16 protein-coding genes and 2 rRNA genes are annotated in these 24,681 nt (G+C 73.6%); 7 read left to right on the top strand and 11 right to left on the bottom strand.

What is annotated here, in order from left to right:
* Positions 1-7: 7 nt before the first annotated feature.
* Complete coding sequence (locus SM577_RS03080) at positions 8-1,084, top strand: PHP domain-containing protein (protein WP_474586241.1); 1,077 nt, start codon at positions 8-10, stop codon at positions 1,082-1,084.
* Between the two features lie 15 nt (positions 1,085-1,099).
* On the opposite strand, the gene SM577_RS03075 is transcribed toward SM577_RS03080, so the two are convergent.
* Positions 1,100-2,086: a DMT family transporter gene (locus SM577_RS03075; protein WP_302920528.1), complete on the bottom strand. Its 987-nt coding sequence runs from the start codon at positions 2,084-2,086 to the stop codon at positions 1,100-1,102.
* A gap of 268 nt (positions 2,087-2,354) precedes the next feature.
* On the opposite strand from SM577_RS03075, the gene SM577_RS03070 reads away from it, so the two are divergent.
* Positions 2,355-4,025: a DUF885 domain-containing protein gene (locus SM577_RS03070; protein WP_302920527.1), complete on the top strand. Its 1,671-nt coding sequence runs from the start codon at positions 2,355-2,357 to the stop codon at positions 4,023-4,025.
* A gap of 62 nt (positions 4,026-4,087) precedes the next feature.
* Here the strand turns inward: SM577_RS03070 and SM577_RS03065 are convergent, their stop codons facing one another.
* The 3 genes from SM577_RS03065 to pgfA all read right to left on the bottom strand — a co-directional run bounded on the left by SM577_RS03065 (position 4,088) and on the right by pgfA (position 7,844).
* Positions 4,088-5,593 carry a DUF6114 domain-containing protein gene (locus SM577_RS03065; RefSeq protein WP_474586240.1) on the bottom strand — a complete coding sequence of 502 codons (1,506 nt, stop codon included), beginning with the start codon at positions 5,591-5,593 and terminating at the stop codon, positions 4,088-4,090.
* Positions 5,594-5,672: 79 nt separating this feature from the next.
* Positions 5,673-6,284 carry a DUF6230 family protein gene (locus tag SM577_RS03060; RefSeq protein WP_474586239.1) on the bottom strand — a complete coding sequence of 204 codons (612 nt, stop codon included), beginning with the start codon at positions 6,282-6,284 and terminating at the stop codon, positions 5,673-5,675.
* Positions 6,285-6,719: 435 nt separating this feature from the next.
* Complete coding sequence (pgfA, locus tag SM577_RS03055) at positions 6,720-7,844, bottom strand: cell envelope lipid trafficking protein PgfA (RefSeq protein WP_474586238.1); 1,125 nt, start codon at positions 7,842-7,844, stop codon at positions 6,720-6,722.
* A 108-nt stretch (positions 7,845-7,952) separates the two neighbouring features.
* Here pgfA and SM577_RS03050 point away from each other — a divergent pair, with 108 nt between their 5' ends.
* Entirely contained in the window at positions 7,953-9,152 is a 1,200-nt protein-coding gene (locus SM577_RS03050; protein ID WP_302920523.1) for an acyltransferase family protein, read from the top strand.
* Here SM577_RS03050 and SM577_RS03045 read toward each other — a convergent pair.
* Positions 9,044-13,354, bottom strand: a complete 4,311-nt coding sequence (locus SM577_RS03045) for an alpha-(1->3)-arabinofuranosyltransferase domain-containing protein (RefSeq protein ID WP_474586237.1) — start codon at positions 13,352-13,354, stop codon at positions 9,044-9,046. The two genes, SM577_RS03050 and SM577_RS03045, sit on opposite strands and share 109 nt — an antisense overlap.
* 85 nt (positions 13,355-13,439) lie before the next feature.
* Between SM577_RS03045 and SM577_RS03040 the strand changes: the two genes are divergently transcribed.
* On the top strand, positions 13,440-14,651 hold the full coding sequence (locus SM577_RS03040) for a glycosyltransferase family 4 protein (protein ID WP_474586236.1): 1,212 nt from the start codon (positions 13,440-13,442) through the stop codon (positions 14,649-14,651).
* Here SM577_RS03040 and SM577_RS03035 read toward each other — a convergent pair.
* Together SM577_RS03035 and SM577_RS03030 are read right to left on the bottom strand one after the other, a co-directional pair.
* Positions 14,636-14,830, bottom strand: a complete 195-nt coding sequence (locus SM577_RS03035; RefSeq protein ID WP_302920520.1) for a hypothetical protein — start codon at positions 14,828-14,830, stop codon at positions 14,636-14,638. The two genes, SM577_RS03040 and SM577_RS03035, sit on opposite strands and share 16 nt — an antisense overlap.
* A gap of 116 nt (positions 14,831-14,946) precedes the next feature.
* Positions 14,947-16,539 carry an MmpA family trehalose lipid delivery protein gene (locus tag SM577_RS03030; RefSeq protein WP_474586235.1) on the bottom strand — a complete coding sequence of 531 codons (1,593 nt, stop codon included), beginning with the start codon at positions 16,537-16,539 and terminating at the stop codon, positions 14,947-14,949.
* An 85-nt stretch (positions 16,540-16,624) separates the two neighbouring features.
* Between SM577_RS03030 and SM577_RS03025 the strand changes: the two genes are divergently transcribed.
* Complete coding sequence (locus SM577_RS03025) at positions 16,625-17,884, top strand: polysaccharide biosynthesis protein (protein WP_474586234.1); 1,260 nt, start codon at positions 16,625-16,627, stop codon at positions 17,882-17,884.
* A gap of 83 nt (positions 17,885-17,967) precedes the next feature.
* Complete coding sequence (locus SM577_RS03020) at positions 17,968-20,430, top strand: fibronectin type III domain-containing protein (RefSeq protein ID WP_474586443.1); 2,463 nt, start codon at positions 17,968-17,970, stop codon at positions 20,428-20,430.
* Here the strand turns inward: SM577_RS03020 and nudC are convergent.
* Positions 20,423-21,355 carry an NAD(+) diphosphatase gene (gene nudC / locus SM577_RS03015; RefSeq protein ID WP_474586233.1) on the bottom strand — a complete coding sequence of 311 codons (933 nt, stop codon included), beginning with the start codon at positions 21,353-21,355 and terminating at the stop codon, positions 20,423-20,425. The genes SM577_RS03020 and nudC overlap by 8 nt on opposite strands.
* 181 nt (positions 21,356-21,536) lie before the next feature.
* Here nudC and SM577_RS03010 point away from each other — a divergent pair, with 181 nt between their 5' ends.
* On the top strand, positions 21,537-23,342 hold the full coding sequence (locus SM577_RS03010; RefSeq protein ID WP_474586232.1) for a VanW family protein: 1,806 nt from the start codon (positions 21,537-21,539) through the stop codon (positions 23,340-23,342).
* Between the two features lie 73 nt (positions 23,343-23,415).
* On the opposite strand, the gene SM577_RS03005 is transcribed toward SM577_RS03010, so the two are convergent.
* From SM577_RS03005 to SM577_RS02995, 3 genes are all read right to left on the bottom strand, one after another.
* Positions 23,416-24,042: an NADPH-dependent F420 reductase gene (locus SM577_RS03005; RefSeq protein WP_474586231.1), complete on the bottom strand. Its 627-nt coding sequence runs from the start codon at positions 24,040-24,042 to the stop codon at positions 23,416-23,418.
* Positions 24,043-24,274: 232 nt separating this feature from the next.
* Positions 24,275-24,391: ribosomal RNA gene (rrf, locus tag SM577_RS03000) — 5S ribosomal RNA — on the bottom strand.
* Positions 24,392-24,475: 84 nt separating this feature from the next.
* Positions 24,476-24,681, bottom strand: a 23S ribosomal RNA gene (locus SM577_RS02995); the annotation flags it as partial.

Below are 24,681 nucleotides of genomic sequence, written 5' to 3'. Positions count from 1 at the left end.
GCACAGAATGAGCGCCCGGGACCCCATCGCCGACCTGCGCCGGATCGCGTTCCTGCTGGAACGGGCGAACGAGGCCACCTACCGGGTGCGCGCCTTCCGCTCGGCCGCCAAGGCGCTCGCCGCGCTGCCCGCCGCCGAGGTGGCCGAGCGGGCCCGGACGGGCAAGCTCACCGAGCTGGCCGGCGTGGGTGACGTGACTGCCCGCTGCGTGGCCGAGTCACTCGCCGGCGAGGAGCCGGTCTACCTGCGCCGGCTGGTCGCCACCGAGGGCAGCGACCTGGACGCGGCGGCGACGGACCTGCGCACCGCGCTGCGCGGCGACTGCCACACCCACTCCGACTGGTCCGACGGCGGCTCGCCGATCGAGGAGATGGCGCTGGCGGCCGTCGAACTGGGCCACGAGTACCTGGTGCTGACCGACCACTCGCCCCGGCTGAAGGTCGCCCGGGGGCTGACCGCGGACCGGCTGCGCCGCCAGCTCGACCACGTCGAGCAGGTGAACGCGGCGCTGCCGGAGGGCTTCCGGATCCTCACCGGCATCGAGGTGGACATCCTCGCCGACGGTTCCCTCGATCAGGACGAGGAGCTGCTGGCCCGGCTCGACGTGGTGGTCGGTTCGGTGCACAGCGGCCTGAACGACGAGCGGTCGAAGATGACGCGGCGGATGCTCACCGCCATCGCCAACCCGCACCTGGACATCCTCGGCCACTGCACCGGCCGGATGGTCTCCTCCCGCCCGGCCGGGGTGACCGGGCCGGGCGACCGCGGGCACCGGGCGCGGACCCGCAAGGAGAGCGACTTCGACGCCGACGCGGTCTTCGCGGCCTGCGCCGAGCACGGCGTCGCGGTCGAGATCAACTCCCGGCCGGAGCGGCAGGACCCGCCGAAGCGGCTGATCCGCCGCGCCCTGGAGGCCGGTTGCGTGTTCGCCATCAACACCGACGCGCACGCCCCGGGTCAGCTGGACTGGCAGCGGTTCGGCTGCGAGCGGGCGGCCCGGTGCGGCATGCCCGCCGACCGCGTGGTCAACACCTGGTCGGCGGAGGAGCTGGTGGCCTGGGCCGTGGACCGTCCGGCCCGCTGACCGGCCGGTCCGGCCTCAGCGGCGGGCGGCCGGCTCGGCGGCCGGAACCGCCGCCGGGGCGCCGACACCGACCGGCACGGTCGGGCGGCGCCGCCCGACCAGGCCCTGCGACACGGCGACGCCGAGGAGCACGACCAGCGCGCCCACCGGCTGGTGCCAGGTGAGCCGCTCGCCGAGCACCAGGGCGCCGATCAGCACCGCGAAGACCGGGATCAGGTAGGTGACCGTCGAGGCGGTGCTCGCCCCGGCGACCCGGATGTTGCGCATGTTGATGACGAAGGCGATCCCGGTGCCGAGCGCGCCGAGCGCCAGCACGCTCGCCACCACCTCGACGGAGAGGTCGGTCGGCACCGGCGGCGCACCGGCCGCCAGCGGCGCGACCACCGCGAGCTGGGCCACGGCGAGCAGCAGCTGGGCCGCGGAGAGCGACACGCCCGAGTGCGCGGTGCCGGCCACGAACTTCTTCTGGTACGGGATGGCCACGCCGTAGCAGGCCGCCGCGCCGAAGCACATCAGCTGCCCGAGGAAGTGCGCCCCGCCGACGCCCTGCCACACGCCGAGCACCACGAGCACCCCGACGAAGCCGAGCGCGAGCCCGACCGCCCGGCGTACGGTCAGCCGCTCGGTGCGGAAGACCAGCACCGCCAGCGGCAGCACGATCAGCGGGGTGGTGGCGTTCCAGATGCCGGCCAGCATCGACTCGACCCGCTGCTCGCCGTAGCCGAACAGGGTGAACGGGATGGCCACGCCGAACGCGGCGACCACGGTGAGGTGCGCCCACACCCGGGGCTCGCGGGGCAGCCGGTCACGCAGCACGGCCAGCACCACCAGCAGGGTCACCGCGCCGGTGGCGACCCGGTAGAGGGTGAGGTGCAGCGGGTGCAGCTCCTCGACCCCGACCTTGATGAACAGGAAGCTGGACCCCCAGATCGCGGCGAGGGCGACGAAACCGGGCAGCCAGCTGCGCAGCGCCGCCCTGTCAGGAGCAAAGTCCGTGGTCACTCCTGACACTCTGCCGCAGGGGTACGACAAAGTCCCGCGACTTTCGGACGTCGTGGCGATGACCACAGCCGCCGGGACGGACGCCGGCCGAGCCGTCGACACCGGGCGCTGTGCGGCTGGTGTCGCAGCCGGTTCACCCCGCTGACGGCGCTCCGTCCGGCGGTCCACGTGCCGGCCGACAACCGGCGGCACCGGGCGGACCGGTCGCCCCGGGAACACGGGCAGCAGGCTCGACAACGGCACCGTCCGGTCACGTAGGGTCGAGGCCGTGGGACGAATCGATGACCTCGCGAACCGGTACGTGGCCGACTGGGCGCCGCTGAGCCCGACCGGCGCCACCTACGTCGGCATCTCCGGCTATGACGACAAGCTCGACGACCTGTCGCCCGAGGGCTACGCCGCCCGGGCCGAGCTGACCCGCCGGACGCTGGCCGAGCTGGACGTCACCGAGCCGGACACCGAGGCGGAGCGGACCGCCAAGGAGGCCATGCAGGAGCGGCTCGGCCTCGACCTCGCCCGGTACGAGGCGGGCGAGTCGACCAGCGAGGTCAACGTGATCGCCAGTGGTCTGCACGACGTGCGGATGGTCTTCGACCTGATGCCCACCGAGGGCGAGGACGCCAAGGCCAACATCGCGGCCCGGCTGAACGGCTTCGCCGCGGCGCTGGAGGGCTACAAGACCACCCTGCGCGAGGCGGCCGCCGCCGGGCAGGTCAGCTCCACGGTGCAGCTGGTCGAGGTGGCCAAGCAGTGCGACACCTGGGTCGACCCGAACGGCGACAACTTCTTCCACGGCCTGGTCGAGCGGTTGGGCGCCGACGGCAGCGTCGGCGCCGAGCTGCGCCGGGGCGCGGCGGCGGCCACCGCGGCGACCGCCGAGTTCGGGCAGTTCCTCCGCACCGAGCTGGCCCCGCACGGGCGGGACAAGCAGGCCGCCGGGCGGGAACGCTACGAGCTGGCCTCGCAGTACTTCCTCGGCGCCAAGGTCGACCTGGACGAGACGTACGCCTGGGGCTTCGCCGAGCTGGCCCGGCTGGAGGCCGAGATGCGCGACGTGGCGGCCCGCATCGTCGGCCCCGGCGCGAGCATCGACGACGCCGTACGGGCGCTGGACGCCGACCCGGCCCGCACCATCCAGGGCAAGGAGGCGTTCCGGGACTGGATGCAGGCGCTCGCCGACAAGGCGATCAGCGAGCTGCACGGCACCCACTTCGACATCCCGGAGCAGGTCCGCCGGATCGAGTGCTGCCTCGCCCCGACCAGCGACGGCGCCATCTACTACACCGGGCCGAGCGAGGACTTCTCCCGGCCGGGCCGGATGTGGTGGGCGGTGCCGCAGGGCATCACCGACTTCTCCACCTGGCGCGAGGTGACCACCGTCTACCACGAGGGCGTGCCGGGCCACCACCTCCAGGTCGCCCAGACCGCCGTCCGGGCCGAGCTGCTCAACCGGTGGCAGCGGCTGCTCTGCTGGGTCTCCGGGCACGGCGAGGGCTGGGCGCTCTACTCCGAGCGCCTGATGGACGAACTGGGCTACCTGGAGGACCCGGGCGACAAGCTCGGCATGCTCGACGGGCAGGCGTTCCGCGCGGCCCGGGTGATCGTCGACATCGGCATGCACCTGGAGCTGGAGATCCCCCGGGACAACCCGTTCGGCTTCCACCCCGGCGAGCGCTGGACGCCGGAGCTGGGCTGGGAGTTCATGCGGGCGCACTGCCGGGTGCCGGACGAGAACCTGCGCTTCGAGCTGAACCGGTACCTGGGCTGGCCGGGGCAGGCCCCCTCGTACAAGGTGGGCGAGCGGATCTGGTTGCAGGCCCGGGAGGACGCGAAGGCCCGCAAGGGTGCCGACTTCGACCTCAGGGAGTTCCACCGGCAGGCGCTCGACCTGGGCTCGCTCGGGCTCGACCCGCTGCGCAAGGCGCTCGCCCGGCTCTGAGGTCGGGAGCCGGCGGCACACGAGCGGGTGCCGCCGGCTCCCGGGCCGGTGGTGGGGGAAGGTCAGTCCAGGGTGAGCTTCAACGTCGGCCGCGCGGTCAGCGTGTCGCAGGTGACGAAGGCCAGGTCCATCACCGGTTCGGTGAAGGTGAGCGGGATCGGCGAGGTGATCGGGATGCCGTCGGGCAGCGGCAGGTCCGGGGTGAGCGTCACCTTGATGCCGAGAATCTTCCCGGCGAACCGGGTGGCGTAGAAGGCGACGTCGCCGCGGACGGTCAGCTGGTTGGTGGCGAACCGCATGGTCCGCCCCGCCGGCCCGGGTGAGCGGAGCAGGAAGTCGTCGGTGACTGCCTGCTTCATGCTGAACTTCAGCGCGCGGAGGGTGCCGTCGTCGGTGGGCAGGTCGACGATGCCCTCGAACCGCAGGCCGGTCATGGTCACCTTGGAGCCGGTCAGCTTCGACGGCGTCGCCGCCACCACCGGCTGTCCCGGCTCGGCCGCGATCCGCGGCAGCGGCTTGCCCTCCTCGACCTTGCCGGTGGTGCCCGGCTTCGGCGTCGCGCAACTCCGGCCGGGGGCGGTCGGCCGGGGGGTGGCGCTCGGCCGGGCGGTGGGCGTCGCGGTCGGGCTCGGCGCGGGCTCGTCCTCGTCGTCGTCGCGGCCGCCGAACAGGTCGCCGAGCCCGTCCAGGATGTCGGTGATGATGTTGCCACCGGAGCTCTTCTCCGGGCTGGGTGACGGCGACGCGCCGGACGCGCTCGGGGTCGGCTTCGCCCCGCCCGGCGACCCACTCGGCGCCGGCCGGGTCGGGCAGGCCGGCGAGGGCGCCGGTGCCGCGCCGGCCACCGCGAGCGGCGCCGGGGCGGCCTGGGCCGGCCCGGGCGCGGGCACGGCGAGCGCCGCCGCGGCGGAGAGCCCGAGCAGCACCGGCAGCACCGCGTAGAGGCGGGGGTCCCGCTGTCCCGGCAGCGTCGGGGTGTCGTCGGCCAGCCGGGTCGTCGCGCCGGTCTCGTCGTACGCCGCCGGTCGGGGCCCGGCGTCGCCCGGCACCGGGTCGTCGACCCGGGTCGCCCCGGCCGCACCGCCGTCCGCCGGCACCGCCGCGGTCTCGTCCGCGGGCGCGGCCGGCTGGTCCGCGGGCGGCTCCTCGGCCGCGGGTACGGGCGGGGTGCCGCCGGCCGTGCCGGGTACCCAGGCGAAGCCGAGGGCGGCACCGACCATGCCGAGCAGCAGGCCGACGAAGAAGCCGCCCAGGTTGACCCCGATCAGCGAGAAGACAGCGGTCACCGCGGCCACCACCGCGTAGAAGATCCGCTGCTGCGGGGTGAACCACATCAGCAGGCCACAGGCGACCAGGATGGTGGGGATCAGCCAGGAGAGGAACCCGGTCGGTCCCATCTGGAAGGAGAGACCGCCCAGCGACATCTGGGTGGTGCCGAAGATCTCCAGGCCGGCCAGCACGGTCAGCAGGCCGCCCCAGAACGGTCGGGTCCGCCGCCACCGGCGGAACCGGCGCCACGCCGCGCTGATCCGGCCGGGCCGGGCGTGCTGCGGGTCGGCGGTTGTCACGTACGCCTCCTGCCAGGGCTGAGGGGACGGGGCAGGGCACGGGCCCGCGGAGGACGCCCTCCGCGGGCCCGGGTTCAGCTCAGAAACATTCCTTGGCGTCCGCGCCCACGTTCACCCGCAGGTCGAGCCCGGTCAGGGTGAAGGTGCCGGCGTGGGTGGAGCGGGCCACCTGCTTGAGGTCCTTGATGACGACGGTGTCGGACTGCTGCCCGAAGGCCTTCTTGTCGCCCCTGGCGCCCTCCGGTCCCCCGGTGAGCGTGGCGGCGTCCTGCCCGATGTTGATGTTCTTGAACTCGGCGTCGCCCTGCAGCGAGTCCATGTCGATGAGCAGCCCGCTGGCCACCGCCGGTTTGCCGCCGCCACCGGCGTTGATGGTGAGCACCACCGGCGCGCCCGGCACCTTCACCGACTGGCAGAGGTCGTAGAGCTTGGCGTTGCGGATGCCGGAGACGGCCACCGGGTGCTTGGTGCCGTCCGACTCCTCGGCGATGCCGCCGTACTGGACGAAGCCCTCGCCGCGCAGTTCCGAGGCGGAGACCTTGAACGTCTGGCCGGAGACGGCGAACGAGGCGGCGATCGCGCCGTTGGCCATGCCGGCGACGATCGCGCCGGCGACGGCCGTCGCGGGCACCATCAGGGCGGCGAAGCGCCGCCACCGGGTATGACCCCGGTTCTCGATCCGATCCTGCACGTGCTCCTCCTCGGGGGGTGTCGCGGCGGTGGCCGGTCGGCGGAGGTGCGGGCCCCGCACCGGGCCCCAGGCTCTGCTACCGGCGGGTAACGAGCGTGCCGATGATGGTGCACCTACGGAGGCGTAGGTCACAAGGCCCCAGCTACCTGCCGGTAACACGGGGGAGACGAACGGCAACGTCGTAGTGACGCAACGTCAACCTGCACCACCGGAGGATCAGTGATTACGACCGCAAAGCCGGCATAGTCCCGGGGCGCGACCACGCTCGGTCATGGACAATCGACCGATTACAATAATGTAACGCTTGTAAAGCGAGGGTCCCGTACCTACGACGGCAGCCACCGCCGGCACCCGGCGTGACCCGGGTTTCGACGGTGGCTGCTCGTCACTTCGTGCCGGATGGCCGCCGCTCACCTACCGCGGCGGGCACCGGCGCTACCGGCGCTCCGGTTCTCCCTGGCCGCGGGTGGCCGCCCCGGAGGTGACCTCCTGCTGCTCGGCGGGCGTCTCCCGCCCGGCGGCCGAGGTGTCGTCGCTGTCGCCCACCCGGTGCCGGGCGGCGGCGGCCCGGCGGCCGGTGAGCACCAGCCAGAGCCCGACGATCAGCGCGAGCGCGCCGACGACCGCCAGCGCGAGCGGGATGGTCCGCCCGATCAGCTTCAGCTTGTCGCTCGTCTCCCCGGCCGACTTCACGCTGTTGGCGATGGTGTCGTCGGTGTAGACGAAGTTGACGTCCAGCAGCGTGGTGGCCAGGCCCTGGTCCGGAACCAGCATCTTCTTCTGCTGCTCCTGCACCTTGACGAAGTTGCCGCTGACCGGCTCGACCCAGATGGTGCGGGTGTTGCTGTACACCACCTTGCCGCTGGTCGCCTCCGGCGCGAACGCGCCCAGCAGTCCGCTCACCCGGTCCGCCGGCATGCCCAGGTCGGTCTGCTCGATCACCTGCTGGAACCGGTACGCCTCGGTGCCGTTGATCTCCTCGGTGCCGTCGAACCTGATCGGCAGCGCCTTGCGCAGGTCACGGTCGAAGTACTCGTAGTCCTTGCGCTCGGTGTTGAACGGGAACTTGTAGGTCTGTCCGGCGAAGTTGACCTCGGCCGGCCCCTCCGGGCCGTCGGCCTGGAGGAACTGCTTGTCCCAGTCGACCGCCGCGGCGGTCTCCCGGTCCAGCGCCAGCTCCGCGGAGTACTGACTGATCACCTCGCTGGTCTGGGTCCACTTCACCGTGCCGTACACGGCCCAGACGACCGCGTCGCCCTCCAGGTCGCCGGTCATCTCCGCCTCGGTGACGCCGGCCTGCGGTGCCACCTCCGTGGTGGCCTCCAGGGTGCCGGACTGCACCGTCGGCGGAGCATCCTTCTTCAGCTGCAGGAACTTCGCGTTCTCCGCGACCGCCACGCTCGGCTTCAGGCACCCGTCGGGCTCGCCCTCCGCGTTGCACAACGCCAGGTCGTACGGCAGCTTCGTCACCGTCGGTGCCACGAAGAACGCCGCTCCCGCGGCGAGCACGAGACACAAGACGCCTATCCCGAACAGCACGGCGCCCAGGCGAGCCTTCACTGATCCTCCCAAAAGACAGTCAGCCGGTGTCCGGCGAGCGGTCCTGTCCCTAAACTGGGCCGCACGTTACTCCCGGGTTACATATCCACGCGACCCTCTGGACGGCTGATGTCTGTTCCAATTCCGAATCAAGTCCTCCGGCGGCTCCCCGCGCTCGACGCCGTACGGGTGATCGGGGCGCTCGCCGTCGTCGGGCACCATGTCGGGTTCGCCACCGGCGCGAACACCAACGACTCGGGACTGGGCAGCTGGTTGTCTCGGCTGGACGTGGGGGTGGCGATCTTCTTCGTGCTCTCGGGCTTCCTGCTCTTCCGGCCGTACGCGCACTCGTTGGCCACCTACCAGCCGCGACCCTCCACCGGGCGGTACCTGTGGCGGCGGGCGACCCGCATCCTGCCCGCGTACTGGGTCACCGTGGTGGTCTGCCTGCTGGTGCTGCCACAGAACCGGCCGGCGCCCGCCGGCGACTGGTGGCGGCACCTGACGTTGACCCAGATCTACGAGCCCCGGCAGTTGCGGCACGGGCTCAGCCAGACCTGGAGCCTGGCCACCGAGGCCACCTTCTACCTGCTGCTCCCGTTGCTGGCCGCACTGCTGCTCGGCCGGCGCTGGCGGCCCGGTCGGGCCTCGCTCATCATCGTCGCCGGGGTGGGCATCACCGTCGGCTGGGTGGTGCTGATGGGCCTCGGGGTGCTCGACCTCGGTCTGCACACCATGTGGCTGCCCTCGTACGCCGGCTGGTTCGGGGCCGGCATGGCACTGGCCACCGTTCACGTCTCGCTGCGCACCGGTGACTCCGGGAACCGCTGGCGGTGGCTGGACGACCTGGGTGCCGCGCCGTTGGCGTGCTGGTCGATCGCGCTGGCCGCGCTGGCCGTGGCCACCACGCCGATCCTCGGCCCGCGGGACCTGGCCGAGCCGACGGCCGCCCAGTTCGGCCTGAAGATGCTGCTCTACGCCGTGGTGGCGGTGATGGTGGTGCTCCCGGTGGCGTTCGGGCCGGCCACCCGGACCAAGGCCGTGCTCGGCGGCGTCGTCGGCCGGTGGCTCGGCCGCGTGTCCTACGGCCTATTCCTCTGGCATCCCTTCGTGCTGGAGGGCATCTACCTCGTCGGCGACCGGCCGACCTTCACCGGTGATCCGGGCGAGATATTCCTGCTCACCGTCGCCGGGGGACTGGTCCTCGCGGCGCTCAGCTACTACGTCGTCGAGCGCCCCTTCCAGCGCTGGAACGGGCCGCCGGTGCGCCGGCGCCGGCGCAGCAGCGAGACCCAGAGCGCCGTTACCGCCGCCACGGCGGCCAACTGAGCGGCCGGGGCGGTGTGCCCACCCACCGTCACCGCGTACCAACCGGCAACGGCGAAGCAGGCGACCGGTAGCCACCGCCCGACCGCCCGGCGCAACCGGTGCAGGCCCCGCCGGTCCGGCGGGTGCAGATGGGGCTCCAGCGCCCGGCCGGCCACCACGGCGGCCGCCGCCAGCACCGCCACCGCCACCGCGGCCAGGCCACCGACCAGCAGCAACGCCGTCCCGCCGAAGACCACGGCGAGCAGCCGGCGCCGGGGCCGGCGCACCAGCGCCACGACCGGCCCGGCGGTACCCCGGGCCGGCAGCACGGCCGCTGCCGTGATCCCGGCCAGCAGCAGCGCGCCGACCCCGAGGGCCACCGCGTACCCGTCGTCCGGGGCGAACCGGAGCACCACCTCGCCCGAGTAGCCGGCCGGCACCAGCCAACCCTGCTGCCAGCCGTCGACCACGAAGGGCGTCAGGCGCTTGCCGTCCGCGACGGCCTCCCATCCGGCGTTCGCGTTCTCCCGCAGGGCCAGCACCCGCTGGCCCGGGTACGGATCCAGGTGCAGCCACCGCCGGGTCGCCGCCCAGCCGTCCACCCGGACCGAGGTCTGGATGGCGGAGGGGGCGCCCGCCGTGCCGGCCGTGCCCGCCGCACCCGCCGCGCTGCCGTCGGCCGAGCCCGGCACCACCGCGTCCGGCGTGAGGACCAACCGGGTCGGCGTCGCCAACCGGCTGGCCGCCGCCACCACCCGTACCTCACCGCCGGCCAGCGGCAGCGGGTCCTTGGCGCCGGCGCCGCACAGCACGGCGTCGACCTCGCGCAACTGCACGAGGTCCCGCCGGCTGGCGACCAGCGACGTCCGGCGGCGGAGGTCGCCGACCTCGATGGTGGGCCCGGTTCCGCAGGGCAGCGTGATCCGCTCGTCCGGGTCGTTGCGCAGCACGGGACCGTCCGGCAGCACGGTCAACTCGCCCACCCCGACGGGCAGGCTCCGGGACAACCGCCGGTAGGGGTCGAAGGAGTTGGCCGGCACGACATCCGAGATCAACACGGTGATCTCGTCAGTCGTCAGCGGCCGGTCGAAGACCAGGCTGCCGCCGTCGTCGAGGACGCCACCGCGCATCCCGCCGTCTCCGATCACGGTGACCTGCCAGGGTCGCGCAGCCGCCGCGGTCGGCGGCAGGGCCAGCTTGATCCCCGCCATCCTGCGCGCCTTGGGCCAGGTCAACCGCAGCCACGGCTGCTGGTCGGACTCGGCGGCGTACCAGGTCGTGGCCGGGTCACCGTCGACGACCGCACCCGGGCGGGCCGCCGGGTGGGTGACGCCGACGCTGGAGGCGGCGACCGTCGGGCTCACGCCGCGGGCGACCGCCGCGTCGCCACCGCCGTCGAGCAGTGCGTTGAGGGCACCCCCGGCGCGCGGGCGGACCCGCAGCGCCACGTCGTAGCCGGCAGCGATGGGCAGGCTCAGCGTCCGGTCGATCCGATCGCCGTCCTCCGACTCCCGGGTCAGGCCGCCGTCGCAGATCGGCCGGCCCTCGTGGAAGACGCACGGGGAGGCGCCGGGTGCGGCGGTGAGCACGACGGAGGCGGGGGCGGCGGTGTCCGGCGGCGCCGGCACCGCCAGGGTGCGCTCCGCGCGTACGCCGGGGATGGACAGCTCAGCGATGCCGACGCCGCCGAACCCGGCGCGGATGTCGAAGACCTGGTTGACGGAGATCCGGACCCGGCGGGTCGGGTGGCCGGCGGGAAGGGTGACCCGCACGCTCTGGCCGGGATTCTCCACCACCGTCTGCTGGGCGCCGGTGCTGACAGTGATCCGGGTGGGCAGCGAGTCCGCGCCGGTGTCGAAGGTGAGGCTGACCTCGCGGACGACCTGCACCTCGGTCAGCTCCACCTGCAACCACTGCGCGGTGGCGGCCGTTCCGGGCGCCGAGCGCCACGACGTGGCGAGGTTGCCGTCCACCGCCGCGAACGGCTGGTGCGCCGGCCGGCCACCGACCAGCGGTTGGGCGTCGGACCAGGAACTCGACGCGGTGACTGATTCGATGCCCAGGTAGCGCGCCGTGGTCGCCTGGTCGTCGCCCCAGGGCGGCAGGTAGTCCCGGGCCGGCGCGCCGAGCTGGGCCGGGTCGTCCGACGCCATGGTCGCCGAGGCGTTGTCGTGTGGCTGCCCGAAGGCGACCTCCCGTCGGCGCATCCCATCGGTGAGCACCACCTGGCCGCCGGTCAGCCCTTCCGGCCGGTCCCCGGCGAGCACGGTCGGCGCATCGGAGAGTTCGCCGGCGGCGGCGATCTGGAGCAGGGACTCCGGCCCGCCCACCACGGTGGTCAGCCCCTCGGCGTCGTACGCGACCACCTGGCTGACCGGCCGCTCGACCTCGTACACCTCCAGCGCCCGGACCTTGACGTCCAGTCCGTGGTCGACGAAGTTGCCGGGTAGCTGGCCACCGCCGACCTCGGGCCCGAAGGCCCGCACCGGGGTGATGCCGGGTGAGCGGCGCAACGCCTGCCGGACCACCACGGGCTGGGTGGCCCCGGAGCGGCCGTAGTCGAGATCGGAGCGCAGCAGCAGGTAGCGCACGCCGGACCGGGCGAGCAGATCGGCCAACCCGGCCGAGCCCTCGCCGTTGGCCAGCGCCGACTCCACCGCGTCGAGCAGCCGGATCGTGCCCGGCGGAGTGAGCGGCACCGAACTGCGCACCGCCCACGGGCTCTCCAGCAGCGGCTGGGTGACCTCGTCGCTCGGGCTGCCCCAGAGGTATCGGGGGAAGCGGGCGGCGGGCACCACCAGCACCCGGTCCTCACCGAGGTTCCGGTCCAGCCAGGAGGTCGCCTCGTGCCAGTAACCCGGCACCTCCCGGAAGCTGCCCTGGGCGGGCAACCCGCCGGCCAGCGCTGGCGTGGCCACCGCGGTGACCGCGACGAGGGCGGTGCCGGTGACCAGGGTGGCGCGCAGCCGAACCGGCTGGAGCAGGCGGGGCAGGCCCGGATTCAGGTCGGGCCGGTCAGCGGCCCGGGCCGCCCGAGCCAGCAGCCCGGCCAGGTGCGCCAGGCCGAGGATGAGCGGCAGCCGCAACACCACGTCGAACTTGTGCACGTTGCGCAGCGGTGCGCCGGCCGCGTCCAGGAAGTCCCGCTGCGTCTGTGCGCCCAGCCCGTCGATCGTCCCGACGTGACCGAGCCCGACCAGGGCCAGCCCGACCAGCAGGCCGGTGATGAGGAAGCGCCGCTGCGGTATACCGCGGCGGGCCAGCCCGGCGAGGCCCAGGCCGGCGACGACCAGGGTGGCCACCACCAGCGGCTGTTCGGTGGCCAGTCGCCAGCCGGCGGACCAGGGCGGCCCGTACGCGCCGTTGAGGTACGCGTGCCAGTGCGAGGCCCCGCGCAGCACCGTCGTCATGTCGGTCGGCGCCGTGGTGACCGGCGCCGTCTCGATGTAGTCGAGGAACGGCGGACTGTACCGGCCGAGCAGCAGCAGCGGCACCAGCCACCAGGCGGTGGCCGCGGCCACCGCGAGACCCCAGGCGAGCAACGCCCGGATCCGTAGCCGAGCCGGGTGCAGGCCGAGCAGCCAGAGCCCGGCCAGCGGCACGACGGCCAGCACGGCGGTCGCGTTGACCCCACCGGCGCACGCCACCACCAGCGCGGACCGGGTGACCGCGTGGCGCACCGACCCGCCCCGGGCCAGCCCGACCAGGGGTACCAGCACCCAGGGCGCGAGCGCGCTGGGCCAGGCCTCGACCGAGATCGGCCCCAGCTCGGTGACCAGCCGCGGGGAGAGCGCGAACGCGACCCCGGCGAGCAGCCGGGCCCCGGGCGTGCCGATGTGCAGCCGTTCCGCCAGCCGGACCACGCCGGTGCAGGCCACCGTCAGGACCAGCGCCCACCAGAGCCGCTGCACCACCCAGGCCGGCAGGGCGAGCAGCTTGCCGAGGAGGAAGAACGGGCCCATCGGCCACAGGTAGCCGTACGCCTGATTCTGCAGCTGGCCGAAGGTCCCGTCGGGATCCCAGACGTGCAGCGCCCGGTTCAGCCATCCGGCCGGATCGACCGCCAGGTCCACCTTGGTGTCGATGACGATCATGCCCGGCTCCTGGAGGAACGCCAGAGCCGACAAACCGAGACAGACCGCGACCAAGCGCAGACGCCACACCCGTCTGGATGTGTCGTCCGGCCGGTCGGCCAGCTCCGGGCGGCCCGGCGCCTGCTGCATTTCGCCTCCGATCGGGCATTGCGGGGGGCGTGACGAAGCCCATAGTGTGACGCGACGCGAAGACTACTCGGCAGTAGGAGTAAGTGTGGAAGCACCGGCTGCCGCGAACCGGCACGTACTGTTCCTCAACTGGCGTGACACCCGGAACCCGGAAGGCGGCGGCTCGGAGGTCTACGTCGAGCGGATCGCCGGAGAGCTCGTACGCCGAGGCCACCGGGCCACGCTGCTCTGCGCCACCCACTCCGCCGGCCCGGCCGAGGAGGTTACCGCCGCGGGTGTGCGAGTGCTACGCCGAGGTGGCCGCCACACCGTCTACCTGCGGGCCGCCCTGGTCTACCTGGCCGGCGCGCTGGGTCTCGGGCCGTTGACCCGGCGTCGCGGCGGCCGGCCGGATCTGATCGTGGACGTGGGCAACGGCCTGCCCTTCCTGTCCGCCCTGTACGCCCGCCGACCGGTGATCGCGCTGGTGCACCACGTCCACCGAGAGCAGTGGCCCGTGGTGCTGGGCCGGTGGCTGGCCCGGTTCGGCTGGTGGGTGGAGTCCTGGCTCGCCCCGCGCGTCTACCGCCGCTGCCAGTACGTGACAGTCTCCGCGGCCACCCGGCGCGAGCTGGCCACCCTCGGCATCGACCCGGCCCGGATCGCCATCGTGCACAACGGGACGCCGGACATGAACATCGGACCGGTGCCCCGCACCCCGCACCCGTCCCTGGTGGTGCTCGGCCGGCTGGTGCCACACAAGCAGGTGGAGCTGGCCCTGCGCGCGGTCGCCGGGCTCGCCGGCGAGTTGCCCGGGCTCACCCTCGTGGTGGCCGGTCAGGGCTGGTGGGAACCGCAGCTGCGCCAGCTCGCCGCCGAGTTGGGTGTCACCGACCGGGTCCGGTTCACCGGCTTCGTCAGCGACGTGGAGAAGCGCGAACTGTTGGCCAGCGCCTGGGTCGCCCTCACCCCCTCGCTGAAGGAGGGTTGGGGACTGACGATCGTGGAGGCCGGGGCGGTGGGCACGCCGACCGTGGCCTTCCGCGGCGCCGGCGGGGTCGAGGAGGCGCTCGTCGACGGCGAGAGCGGCCTGCTCGCGGACGACCTCGACGATTTCGTGGCCAAGGTGCGGCTGCTGCTCACCGACGACGCCCGCCGGGTCGCGATGGGCTCGGCGGCGCGGGCGCACGCGGCCCGCTTCACCTGGCCGGTGTCGGGTGAAAAATTCGCGGCCCTCGTGGCGAGGGCCGCGAACGCTCAGGCTGTGGTGTCGGCGGAGCAGATGGAGCCGGTCGAGCCGTCCTACCTCGTGCCGTAGACCAGCGGCTGGTTGGCGCCGCCGTTGCCGCCGCCCGAACCACTACGTGCGGCCTGCTCGGCCTTCGCGGCCTCGGACGACGAGGTACCGGTGAGGGTGGTGGCCAGCGCCACCGACCCGAAGACGCCGAGGGCGACCGCGATCACCCCGGCGAGAACCAACGAGAGAGCACTGCGCATGCTGCTGACTTCCTCCTCGTGAGCTGCGTGCGCGGGACGTTACCACCAAGTAGCGGTGCTGGGGAGGGCCGCGAGGACGATCGATACCGGCCGGCGGGCGGGGGGCCGACGGCGGTTCACGACACGCCGGAGCCGCCCTTGGCTGGGTTCTCGTACAGGGTCAACTCCTCGCCGGCGTACACCTCGCGGAGCCCGACCAGCACCGCCGGATCCACCCGATGGCCGCCGGCCAGCCGCTGGACCACCACCCAGCGGGCCCCGGTGGCGGTCACCGGGGCGCCGCTGGCCAGCACCCGCCGCACCTCCGCCGCCCGCCGGTTCTCCCCGCTCACCTCGGTCGTCCCGACCCAGAGCGTGTCGTCGACGAGGACGTCGGCGTCGACGTACCGGGGCAACGGGTCGAGCGCCGTCCGGCCGCCGTTCCACCGGTACGCCCGGTAGGAGCCGAACGGCAACGAGAGCACCTCGCCCGGCTGGCCGTCGAGACGGGCGGCGACGGCGTCCCAGTCCGCCGGATAACTCACCGGGCGCAACCGGCCGGCCACGCCGAACGCCAGGTCCGGCAGGACCACCACGGGAAGCGCCAGCGCCCCCGCGAGCACGGCGCCGGCCCCGACCCGACCTGCCCGGCCAGCGGCCACCGCAGCCAACCGTTCCGCGCCGAGCGCCGCCCCCAGGGCGACCAGCAGGGCGTACGGGACGAGAAACTTCTGCCCGTCCCGCAGGACGCCCGCGCCCGGCACCGCGGCGACCAGCCATTCCAGCAGCGCCCCGGCACCGGGCAGCACACCCAGCGCGGCCGCCAGGAAGCCGCCCGCCGCCAACCCGGCGAGTCGGTCCGCGAACCCGACCGGCCACCGGCGGCGCAGCCTCCGGTAGCCGTACACAGCCAGGGCGAGCACCACGGCGGTGGCCACCGGAGCCAGCGGCGACGACCGGCTCGTCGGCGTGGTCTGCGCGTTCCAGATACCGCCGGTGCCGGCCAGTGCGCCGAGCGCTCCACTCCAGTTCTCCGCCCGGGCCGCGAACGCCGCCACCCCGTCGGGGTCGGTTCGCGCGTCCGCCCGGGTGAGGGCGGCCGCCACCAACCAGGGCGCGTTCAGGAGCAGCACCAGCCCGACCGCGAACGCCGCGACCCGACCGCCGGCCCGGCGCGGCGCCAGCACGGCGGTGGTCGCCAGGGCGATGAGCCCGCCGGTCGGAGTCACCGCGGCGGGTGCGGCGGCGAGCGCGAGCAGCGGCAGGGACCACCGCCCGCCTTCCCGCAGCCGGATCACCGCCGCCACCAGCCAGGGCAGCGACGCGTACGCCAGCAGCAGACCCCAGTGCCCGATGAGCAGTCGCTCCGCCAGATAGGGCGTCCACGCGTACCCGAGGGCGGCCACCAGCCGGGTGGCCGGATGCCGCGCCGGCACCAGCAGCCCGGCCCCGATCGTGGCGAGCAGCAGCATCGCGACCAGCGCCAGCCGCTGCACCAGCCACCCGGGCACCAACTGGCTGGCCAGCGAGACCACGGCGTCCAGCGGGACCGCCCGGGGCAGCGAGTCGGACGGCGCGACGAGTTCGGTACGCCACGGCTGGTGCGGCACGAAGACCATGTCGTAGCTGAGCACGTAGCCCGGCGCCGCCAGCGGAGCCAGCACCAGCAGGGTGACGGCCAGCCCGAGCCCGACGAGCAGTGACCTCTCCCGCAGGGTTGACCTCCTCATTACGCTGACCGGGCGTGGCACCGGCGTGGCGCCACTGTACGCGCGCCCGTGGCACCAGCGGGAGTGCCGGCCACACGGGGCGGTGATGGGAACAGACTCGGACCGACGCGGCCCGATGGCCGGGCTCGGCAGGGCCGGCGTCGCGGTGACCCTGGCCGGTGTCTTCGTCAACGGACTGGCCTACGTGGTTCCGGTCCTCGGCGCGCGGCACCTCGATCCGGCGCAGCTGAGCGCGCTGGCGACGCTGCTGGCGCTCGGCGCGATCGGCGGCGTGGCCAGTACCGGCCTGCAGATCGCGGTCGCCGTGCACCGGGCCAGGTACGGCCGCGCCGCCACCGCCCGGCCGACCCTCCTCACGGTCGCCGTCACCGCCGCGCTGCTCGCCGTGACGCTGCCCGTGGCCGCCGGACTGCTGCGCCTGGACGCCCCGGCGGTGCTGCTGCTCGGCGTGCTCACCCTGGCGGTCGTCGCCGCCGGGCGGTGGCTCGGGGAGTTGCAGGGCGACCAGCGATTCCTCCGGCTGGCCGGCGGCATGGCGCTGCTCGCCGCCGGCCGGTACGGGGGCATGGTGGTCGGCCTCTCGCTCGGCGGCGGGCTCAACGGGTCCCTGCTGGCCGGTGCGGTCACCTCGGTCCTGGTGCTCGCCCTGCTGGTACGTCTCAACCGGGGTGCCGGCATCGACCCGATCGCGCCCTCGCTGGCCACCCGGACCGTGCTCACCGCCAGCGGTGCCACGCTGGCGATGCTCGTCGTCTCGTACGCGGATCTCCTGCTCGCCCGCCGTTTCCTGCCGCCGGACGCATCCGGCGTCTATGCCGTCGGCACGGTGCTGACCAAGGGGGCGCTCTGGGCGCCCCAGGTGGTCACCGTGATCGCGCTACCCCGGCTGGCCAAGGGTGACCGGCGCACCCTGGTCACCGCGCTGGCCCTGGTGGCCGGCGCGGGAGCGGCGCTGGTGCTCGCCTCGGCCGTCGCCGGCGGGCTCGCCTTCCGGCTGGCCGGCGGCCCCGGCTACGCCGCCTCCGGCCGGTACGCCGCCCTCTTCGCCGGCACCGGCGCGCTGTACGCGATCGTCTTCATCCTGGTCAATGCCCGGGTCGCCGGTTCACACCGGTGGCCCGCCGCACCGCTGTGGACGTCGACGGTGGTCTTCGCGGTCGCCGTCGCGACCGTCGTGCCGCGGACCGTCGCCGGGATCGCCGGGGCGGCCCTGGCGACCGCGGCGCTCACCGCCGTCGCCACCGGTCTCCTGACAATGGCCCAGGAGCGGCGCAGCAGGTCGAATCCCACCCGTACGGACCCTACCGTCGCACCGGGAGCACATGTCACAGTGCGGGACGGATAACCAGGAGACGGGGGTTTCTGGTGGGCGTCAGCACGAACCCAGCGCGACGGCGAGACCCCCACCGGCACGCGCGCTGGTTGCTCGTGCTCTACGCCGCCGCCCTGCTGGTCACCCTGGCCGCCGGCGTTCCGCGTCCGGCGCAGGCCACGGGCGGCATGTCGGCCGACCGCCTCACCGCCCTCTTCGAGCACTACGGCGACACCTCCGGCCGATGGAGCGGCGGCGACCGGACGACCTCGGTCCGGCTTCCCGACGGTCGCCTGCTCTGGCTCTTCTCCGACACCTTCCTCGGCCCGGTCAACCCCGACCGCTCCCGGCCCCGTAGCGCGGCGTTCATCAACAACTCCGCCGTGGTGCAGCACGGCGACGAACTGCGGGAGACCGTGCACGGCGGCTCCGCTGAGGAGCCCGCCTCGCTCGTGCCACCACCGGCCGCCGACCAGTTCCACTGGATCGGCGACGCCCAGGTCGTCGGCGACACCCTCCAGGTGCTGGTCAACAGATACCGCCGAACCGGCAGTGGCCCACTCGACCACGCCCTGCTCGGCACCGCGCTGGCGACCTTCACGCTGCCCGAGCTCACGCCGACCGGGATCCGGCCGCTACCGCTGGGGAAGCGGATCTCCTGGGGCTCCACGCTGCTCCGCGACGGCGGGTACACCTGGGTCTACGGCACCGAAGCGTTCGGCCAGACCAAGTTCGCGCACGTGGCCCGGGTCGCGGGGGACGACCTCGCCGGCCGGTGGGAGTTCTGGACGGGCACCGACTGGGTGGCCGACCCCGACCGCTCCGCCCGGATCCTCAGCGGGGTCGGCACGTCGTACGGCGTCCAACGGGTCGGCGGCCGTTACGTCCTGGTCACCCATGAGAACAACCTCGTTTTCAGTGCCGACCTGGTCGCCTACTCGGCCGCCGCGCCGACCGGGCCGTTCGAGGGGCCGGACTACCTGCATCGCGCACCGGAGACCGAGGCGGGGCACCTCGTCTACGACGCCGACCTGCACCCCGACCTGGCGCGCCCGGGGAAGCTGCTGATCTCGTACAACGTCAACAACGTCGACGACGCGGTGACGTACGCGGACGCCACCGTCTACCGGCCTCGTTTCATCGAGGTCGACTGGCCCCGCCCCCGGCCGGACAGGGCCGACGTGCCGCCCGCCCCGGCCGCGCTCACCGCCGACGCGCGCGGCGCCGGTAACGCCGAACTGCGCTGGCGGCCCGTCATCGCCGACGACGACCTGCGCTATCTGGTCCACCGCCGGGACGTGACCGCCGGTCACACCCACTTCGTCCGGATCGGCGAGCCGACCGCCGAACCCCGCTGGTCGGCCGACTTCCTCGTCAACGGCCACGAGTACGAGTTCCGGGTGACCACGGTGGGGCGTCGGGGCGAGAGCCCACCCTCGCCCGTGGCCCGGATGACCGCCACCGTACCGCCGCCCCCGCCGCCGGGCGGCCTGCGCGCGGAGGCCGGGCGGGCCGGCGACGTGACGGTGCGCTGGAACCCGCTGCCGTTCGTTCAGCTGTTCCGGCTCTACCAGCGCGACGTCACGTCGGGGCAGCGGGAACCGGCCCTGATCGGAACGTTCACCGGCACGAGCGCGACCGTCGCCTCGCTGTGGCACGCCCGGACGTACGAGTTCACAGTGGTCGCGGTCGGCGGAGGTGGCGACAGCCCGCCCTCCGCGCCGGTCCGGGCCACCGCGTTCGTCACTCCGCCGGCGGCGCCGACGCGGCTGACCGCTTACCCGGAGGCGGACGGCGACATCCGGCTCACCTGGGCCGGCCTCGGGCCGGGCGTCTCCTACCGGGTCTACCGGCGCGACATCACGGCAGGCCAGATTAGCCTCGGCTCGCCGTCGTTGGACACCCAGGCCAGCCACCGCGCCCGCTACCTGGAGCACGGCCACGAGTACGAGTTCGCGGTCAGCGCCGTGAACAGCGGCGGCGAGGGCCCGATCTCGCCACCGGTGCGGGCCCACGCGCGCTTCACCGCGCCGAGGGTGGTGCCGACCGGGCTGCGGGTGAAGCAGGTCGGGGCGGGCCGGGTGGTGCTGACCTGGCGCTCGGCCAACCCCGGCGGATGGCACCGCGTCTACCGGCGCGATCTCACCGCCAGGGAACGGGAGTTCACCGAGGAGGAGGTGGCCGTGCAGGGCAACGAGGCCGCCGTCCTCCGGCTGCGCAACGGCCACGAGTACGAGTTCGCGGTCGCCGCCGTCAACCAGGCTGGTCCGGGTCGGCTGAGCAGGACCGTCCGGGCCACCCCGCGACTGCCCACGCCGGTCGGGCTGGTGGTGACCGGGAGCGGCACCGGCGAGGCCCGCCTGAGCTGGGCGTCCGCCGGCCCCGGCCTCGGCTACCGGGTCCAGCTGCGAGACGCCACGGCCGGCGGGGCGTGGCGTACCGACCCGTACCCCGTGGCGGGAACCGACTTCACCGCCGTGCTGCTGGCCCGCGGCCACCGGTACGAGTTCCGGGTCGCCGCCACCGACGGCGTCGACACGGGAGCGCCGTCGGCGGCCGTCTCGTTGGTCGTCAGCTGACGCCGGATCCGGCGGCCAGCCAGGAACCGAGCAGGTGGCGGTCGATCGAGTCGGGCCGGCCGAGCGGCCGCCCCGCGGCCTCCCGCGCCCGCAGCTCCTCCCGGGTGAACCAGCGCGCCTCCACCAGTTCGTCGCCGTCCACCCGCACCGTCTCCGAGGCGGCGGTGGCCCGGAAGCCGACCATCAGCCCGGCCGGGAAGGGCCACGCCTGCGACCCCCGGTACGCCAGGTCGGTCACCGTCACCCCGGCCTCCTCGGCCATCTCCCGCCGGACCGCGTCCTCCAGGCTCTCGCCGACCTCGACGAACCCGGCGAGCGTCGAGTACGCCCCCTCCGGCGCGCCCCGGTGCCGGGCCAGCAGGCAGCGGTCCGGGGCGCCGGGCGCCTCCACCAGCACGATGACCGCCGGCTCGATGCGGGGGAAGAGCAGCCGCCCGCAGCCGGCGCCGGTGCAACAGCGGACGTGTCCACCGTCGCGGGGCGTGGTCGGCGCCCCGCAGCTGCCGCAGTAGCGCTGCTGCCGGTGCCAGTGCAGCAGGCCGCGCGCGTACGCCTGCACGGACGCCTCGGCGGGGCCGAGCCGACCCACCAGCGCCCGTACGTCCATCGCCGCGGCCGCCCCGGCCAGCCGCACGGCCGCCGGCTCCGGGTGCCCGGACAGGTCCACGGCGAAGACGGCGGTGTCGCCGTCCAGGCCGAGGAAGACGGTCTCGTCGGCGGCGGCGAGCGCGGCCGCGGCCCGGTCGGCGGCCAGCCGCACCGGCACCTGTCCGGAGGTGACCAGGCACCGGTCCCGCCACAGCGGCAGCACGGCGGTGCCCGGGTCGGCCAGCAGAGCGGTGATCCGGTGCGGGTCGGCGCGCAGCGGCCCCGCCCGGTCCAGCCAACCGCCGCCGTACGCCAGGACCACGCCGTCCGCTCGCATGCCCATACCGTGCCACGCCGCCGTTCGGCCCCGGGCGCCGGCCCGCGCCCGGACGACACGCCGGGCGACACGCGGTGTCGGCGGGCGCGGGGCGCAGACTCCCCGACCGCCCGAGCGTTGGCTACCGTAGGTGTCTCCCGGGGCGACGGCCCCCGTGTGGTATGTCCCGATCGAGGTTGCTGTGACGTTGTACGGCGAGAAACTTCCCCCTGCCGACGACCGGCCGACCGTCCAGGTCACCGCGGTCAGCTGGCCCGGCGACGAGCCGGAGGCCGCCGGACCGGCGGGCGGACGGCCGCGACGGCGCCGGGTCCGGGTGCTGCTCGCCGCCGGGGTCACCGCCGCGGTGCTGGCGTCGGTGGGCGGCGTGGGCGCCTACGCGTACGCCGGTGACGTGCCGCGCGGCACCACCGTGCTCGGCGCCGAGCTGGGCGGCCGGAGCCGGGCGGACGCGGCCCGGGAGCTCCGGGCCGAGCTGGACCGCCGCGCGGCCGAGCTGGCCGCTCCGCTCCAGGTACGGGTGGGTGAACGGACCGCCGAGATCAGCCCGGCCGATGTCGGCCTCGCGGTCGACGTGGACGCCACCGTGTCGGCGGCGGTCGAGGCGCGGGCACACGCGGTCGACCGGCTGGTCGGCGAGCGCAGCGTTGCGCCGGTGGTCACTGTCGACGTCACCCGGCTCGACGCCGCGCTCGCCAAGGTCGTCGGCGACCAGGGCCGGAAGATGACCATGCCGGCGATCACCTTCTCCGGCACCACCCCCAAGGCGGTCCACCCGAAGCCGAGCCTGGCGCTCGACCCGGAACGTTCCGCCCAGGCGGTGCGCCAGGGGTGGCTCAGCGGACAGCCGGTCACCGTGCCGCTGGTCGAGTCGCACCCGGCGACCACCGCCGAGGAGGTGGACCGGCTGGTCGCCGAGCTGGCGAAGCCGGCGGTGGCCGCGCCGGTGAAGCTCAGCACCGACAAGGGCTCGGTCACCATCAGCCCGAAGGCGATCGCGAAGAGCCTGCGGTTCACCGCTGACAAGGCCGGCACGCTGACCCCGCAGGTGGACGTGAAGCGGCTGCGCGCGGCGCTGGGCAACGACCTGACGAAGATCGAGGTGCCGCCGAAGGACGCCCGGATGACCATCTCCGGCGGCAAGCCGAAGGTGGTCGACAACGGCCGGCCGGGGCAGCAGCTGGACAGCGCGGCGCTGGCCCGCGACCTGCTGGCGGTCCTGCCGAAGGCGGACGGCCGGGAGGTCACCGGCGAGCTGAAGCCCGCCGAGCCGGAGCTGACCGCGGAGAAGGTGGCCAGCCTGGGGATCAAGGAGAAGGTCTCCTCCTTCACCACCCGGTTCGCCGGCGGCCTCTCCTCGCCGCGCAGCCAGAACATCGTCACCATCGCCAAGGACGTGGACGGCACGGTGGTGCTGCCGGGCGAGACGTTCTCGCTCAACGGCCACACCGGCGAGCGCGGCTACGCGCAGGGCTACCGGGACGCCCCGGTCATCCTCGACGGCAAGCTGGTGCCCGGCGTGGGCGGCGGCACCTCGCAGTTCACCACCACGCTCTTCAACGCCACCTACTACGCCGGGCTGGAGGACGTCGAGCACAAGCCGCACTCCTACTGGTTCAGCCGGTACCCGCCGGTGATCGAGTCGACGATCTTCTGGCCCGACCTGGACTTCAAGTTCCGCAACAACACCGAGTACGGCGTGCTCATCGACACCTCGTACACGTCCAGCTCGATCACCGTGTCGATCTGGAGCACGAAGATCTACGACAGCGTGAAGACCGAGTACAGCCCGCGGCGCAACATCACCAAGCCGAAGACCATCTACCTGAAGCCGGGTCCGTCCTGTATCCCGGCGAACGGCATCGACGGCTTCACGCAGGACGCGTACCGGGTCATCCGCAAGGACGGCAAGGTGGTCAAGCGGGAGAAGTTCACCTGGCGCTACGACGCGGAGCCCCGCTACATCTGCGGCCCCGAACCGTCCTGACGCCCGCCGGGCGCACGCTGACAACTGCCCCGCCGGCTTGGTCGCCGGCGGGGCAGTGTCATGTCGTACGCGCTCAGGGCCGCGCCTGCGCCAGACCCTGCCGTACGCCGTCCGCGTCCAGGTCGGCGCCGTAGACCGGGGTGCCCGGCTCCTGCCGCCAGCTCTCGTCCAGCGTTCCGCCGTCGACCGGGTCGAAGCCCAGCGCGTCCACCAGCTCCATCACCGTCCGCTTCGCCTCGGCGTCGTCGCCGGCCACCGGCAGCGCGATCCGGCCCGCCTGGCCGGCCGGACGCCCGTTCTCCATCAGGTGCGGCGCCATGATCGTGTTGAAAGCCTTCACCACCCGGGCGCCCTGGAGATGGTCGGCGGTCCACCGGCTGGACGAGATGCTCCGGTCCCGCAGTTCGGCGATCTCCCCGTCCCGCTCCGGGTAGTAGTTGTCCGCGTCGACGACCACCTTGCCGGCGAACGCGTCCGTCGGCAGGTCCGGTACGGCCTTCAGCGGCACCGCCACGACCACCACCTCCGAGTCCCGGGCGGCCTGCTCGACGGTCCCGGCGGTCGCCCCGGTCTCCTGGGCCAGTTCGCCGAGGCTCTGCGGGCCGCGCGAGTTGGCGACGGTGACGTCGTGCCCGAGAGAACACAGCCGGCGGGTGAGCGTGCCACCGATGTGTCCGGACCCGATGATGCCGATCTTCATACCCGCTCCCCGTCGACGAGCCTGACCTCGACCCGACGGTACGAGAACCGCCGTCCGGCCCGCGGTCGATTCGCCGGATCCCGCAGCCTTCCGGCCCGCTTCGTCGGTCCGGCGCCGGGTGGGGTTCGGCCCCCGCTGTGTTCGGCGGGGTGGGTTGGCGGCCGGCAGAAAGGTGGGGGTGAACGCATTCAGGGCCACCCCCTTGGTAGGGGTGGCCCTGAATGGAAAGGTTGTCCGGCGGTGTCCTACTCTCCCACACCCTCGCGAGTGCAGTACCATCGGCGCTGGAGGGCTTAGCTTCCGGGTTCGGAATGTGACCGGGCGTTTCCCCTCCGCCATGACCGCCGTAACTCTATCGACATATCAAACAACACCACACATCGGGTGTGTTGTTCGTTTGTCGGGAGTTGCACAGTGGACGCGTAGCAGCTTGGTAGTCAAGTCCTCGGCCTATTAGTACCGGTCAACTGAACCCGTTACCGGGCTTACATTTCCGGCCTATCAACCCAGTCGTCTAGCTGGGGGCCTTACCCACCCGGAGGTGGTGGGATACCTCATCTTGAAGCGAGCTTCCCGCTTAGATGCTTTCAGCGGTTATCCCTTCCGAACGTAGCTAACCAGCCGTGCCCCTGGCGGGAC

The organism is Micromonospora desertarenae, assembly GCF_056150265.1.
This window is presented reverse-complemented; position numbering and strand designations above follow the sequence as displayed.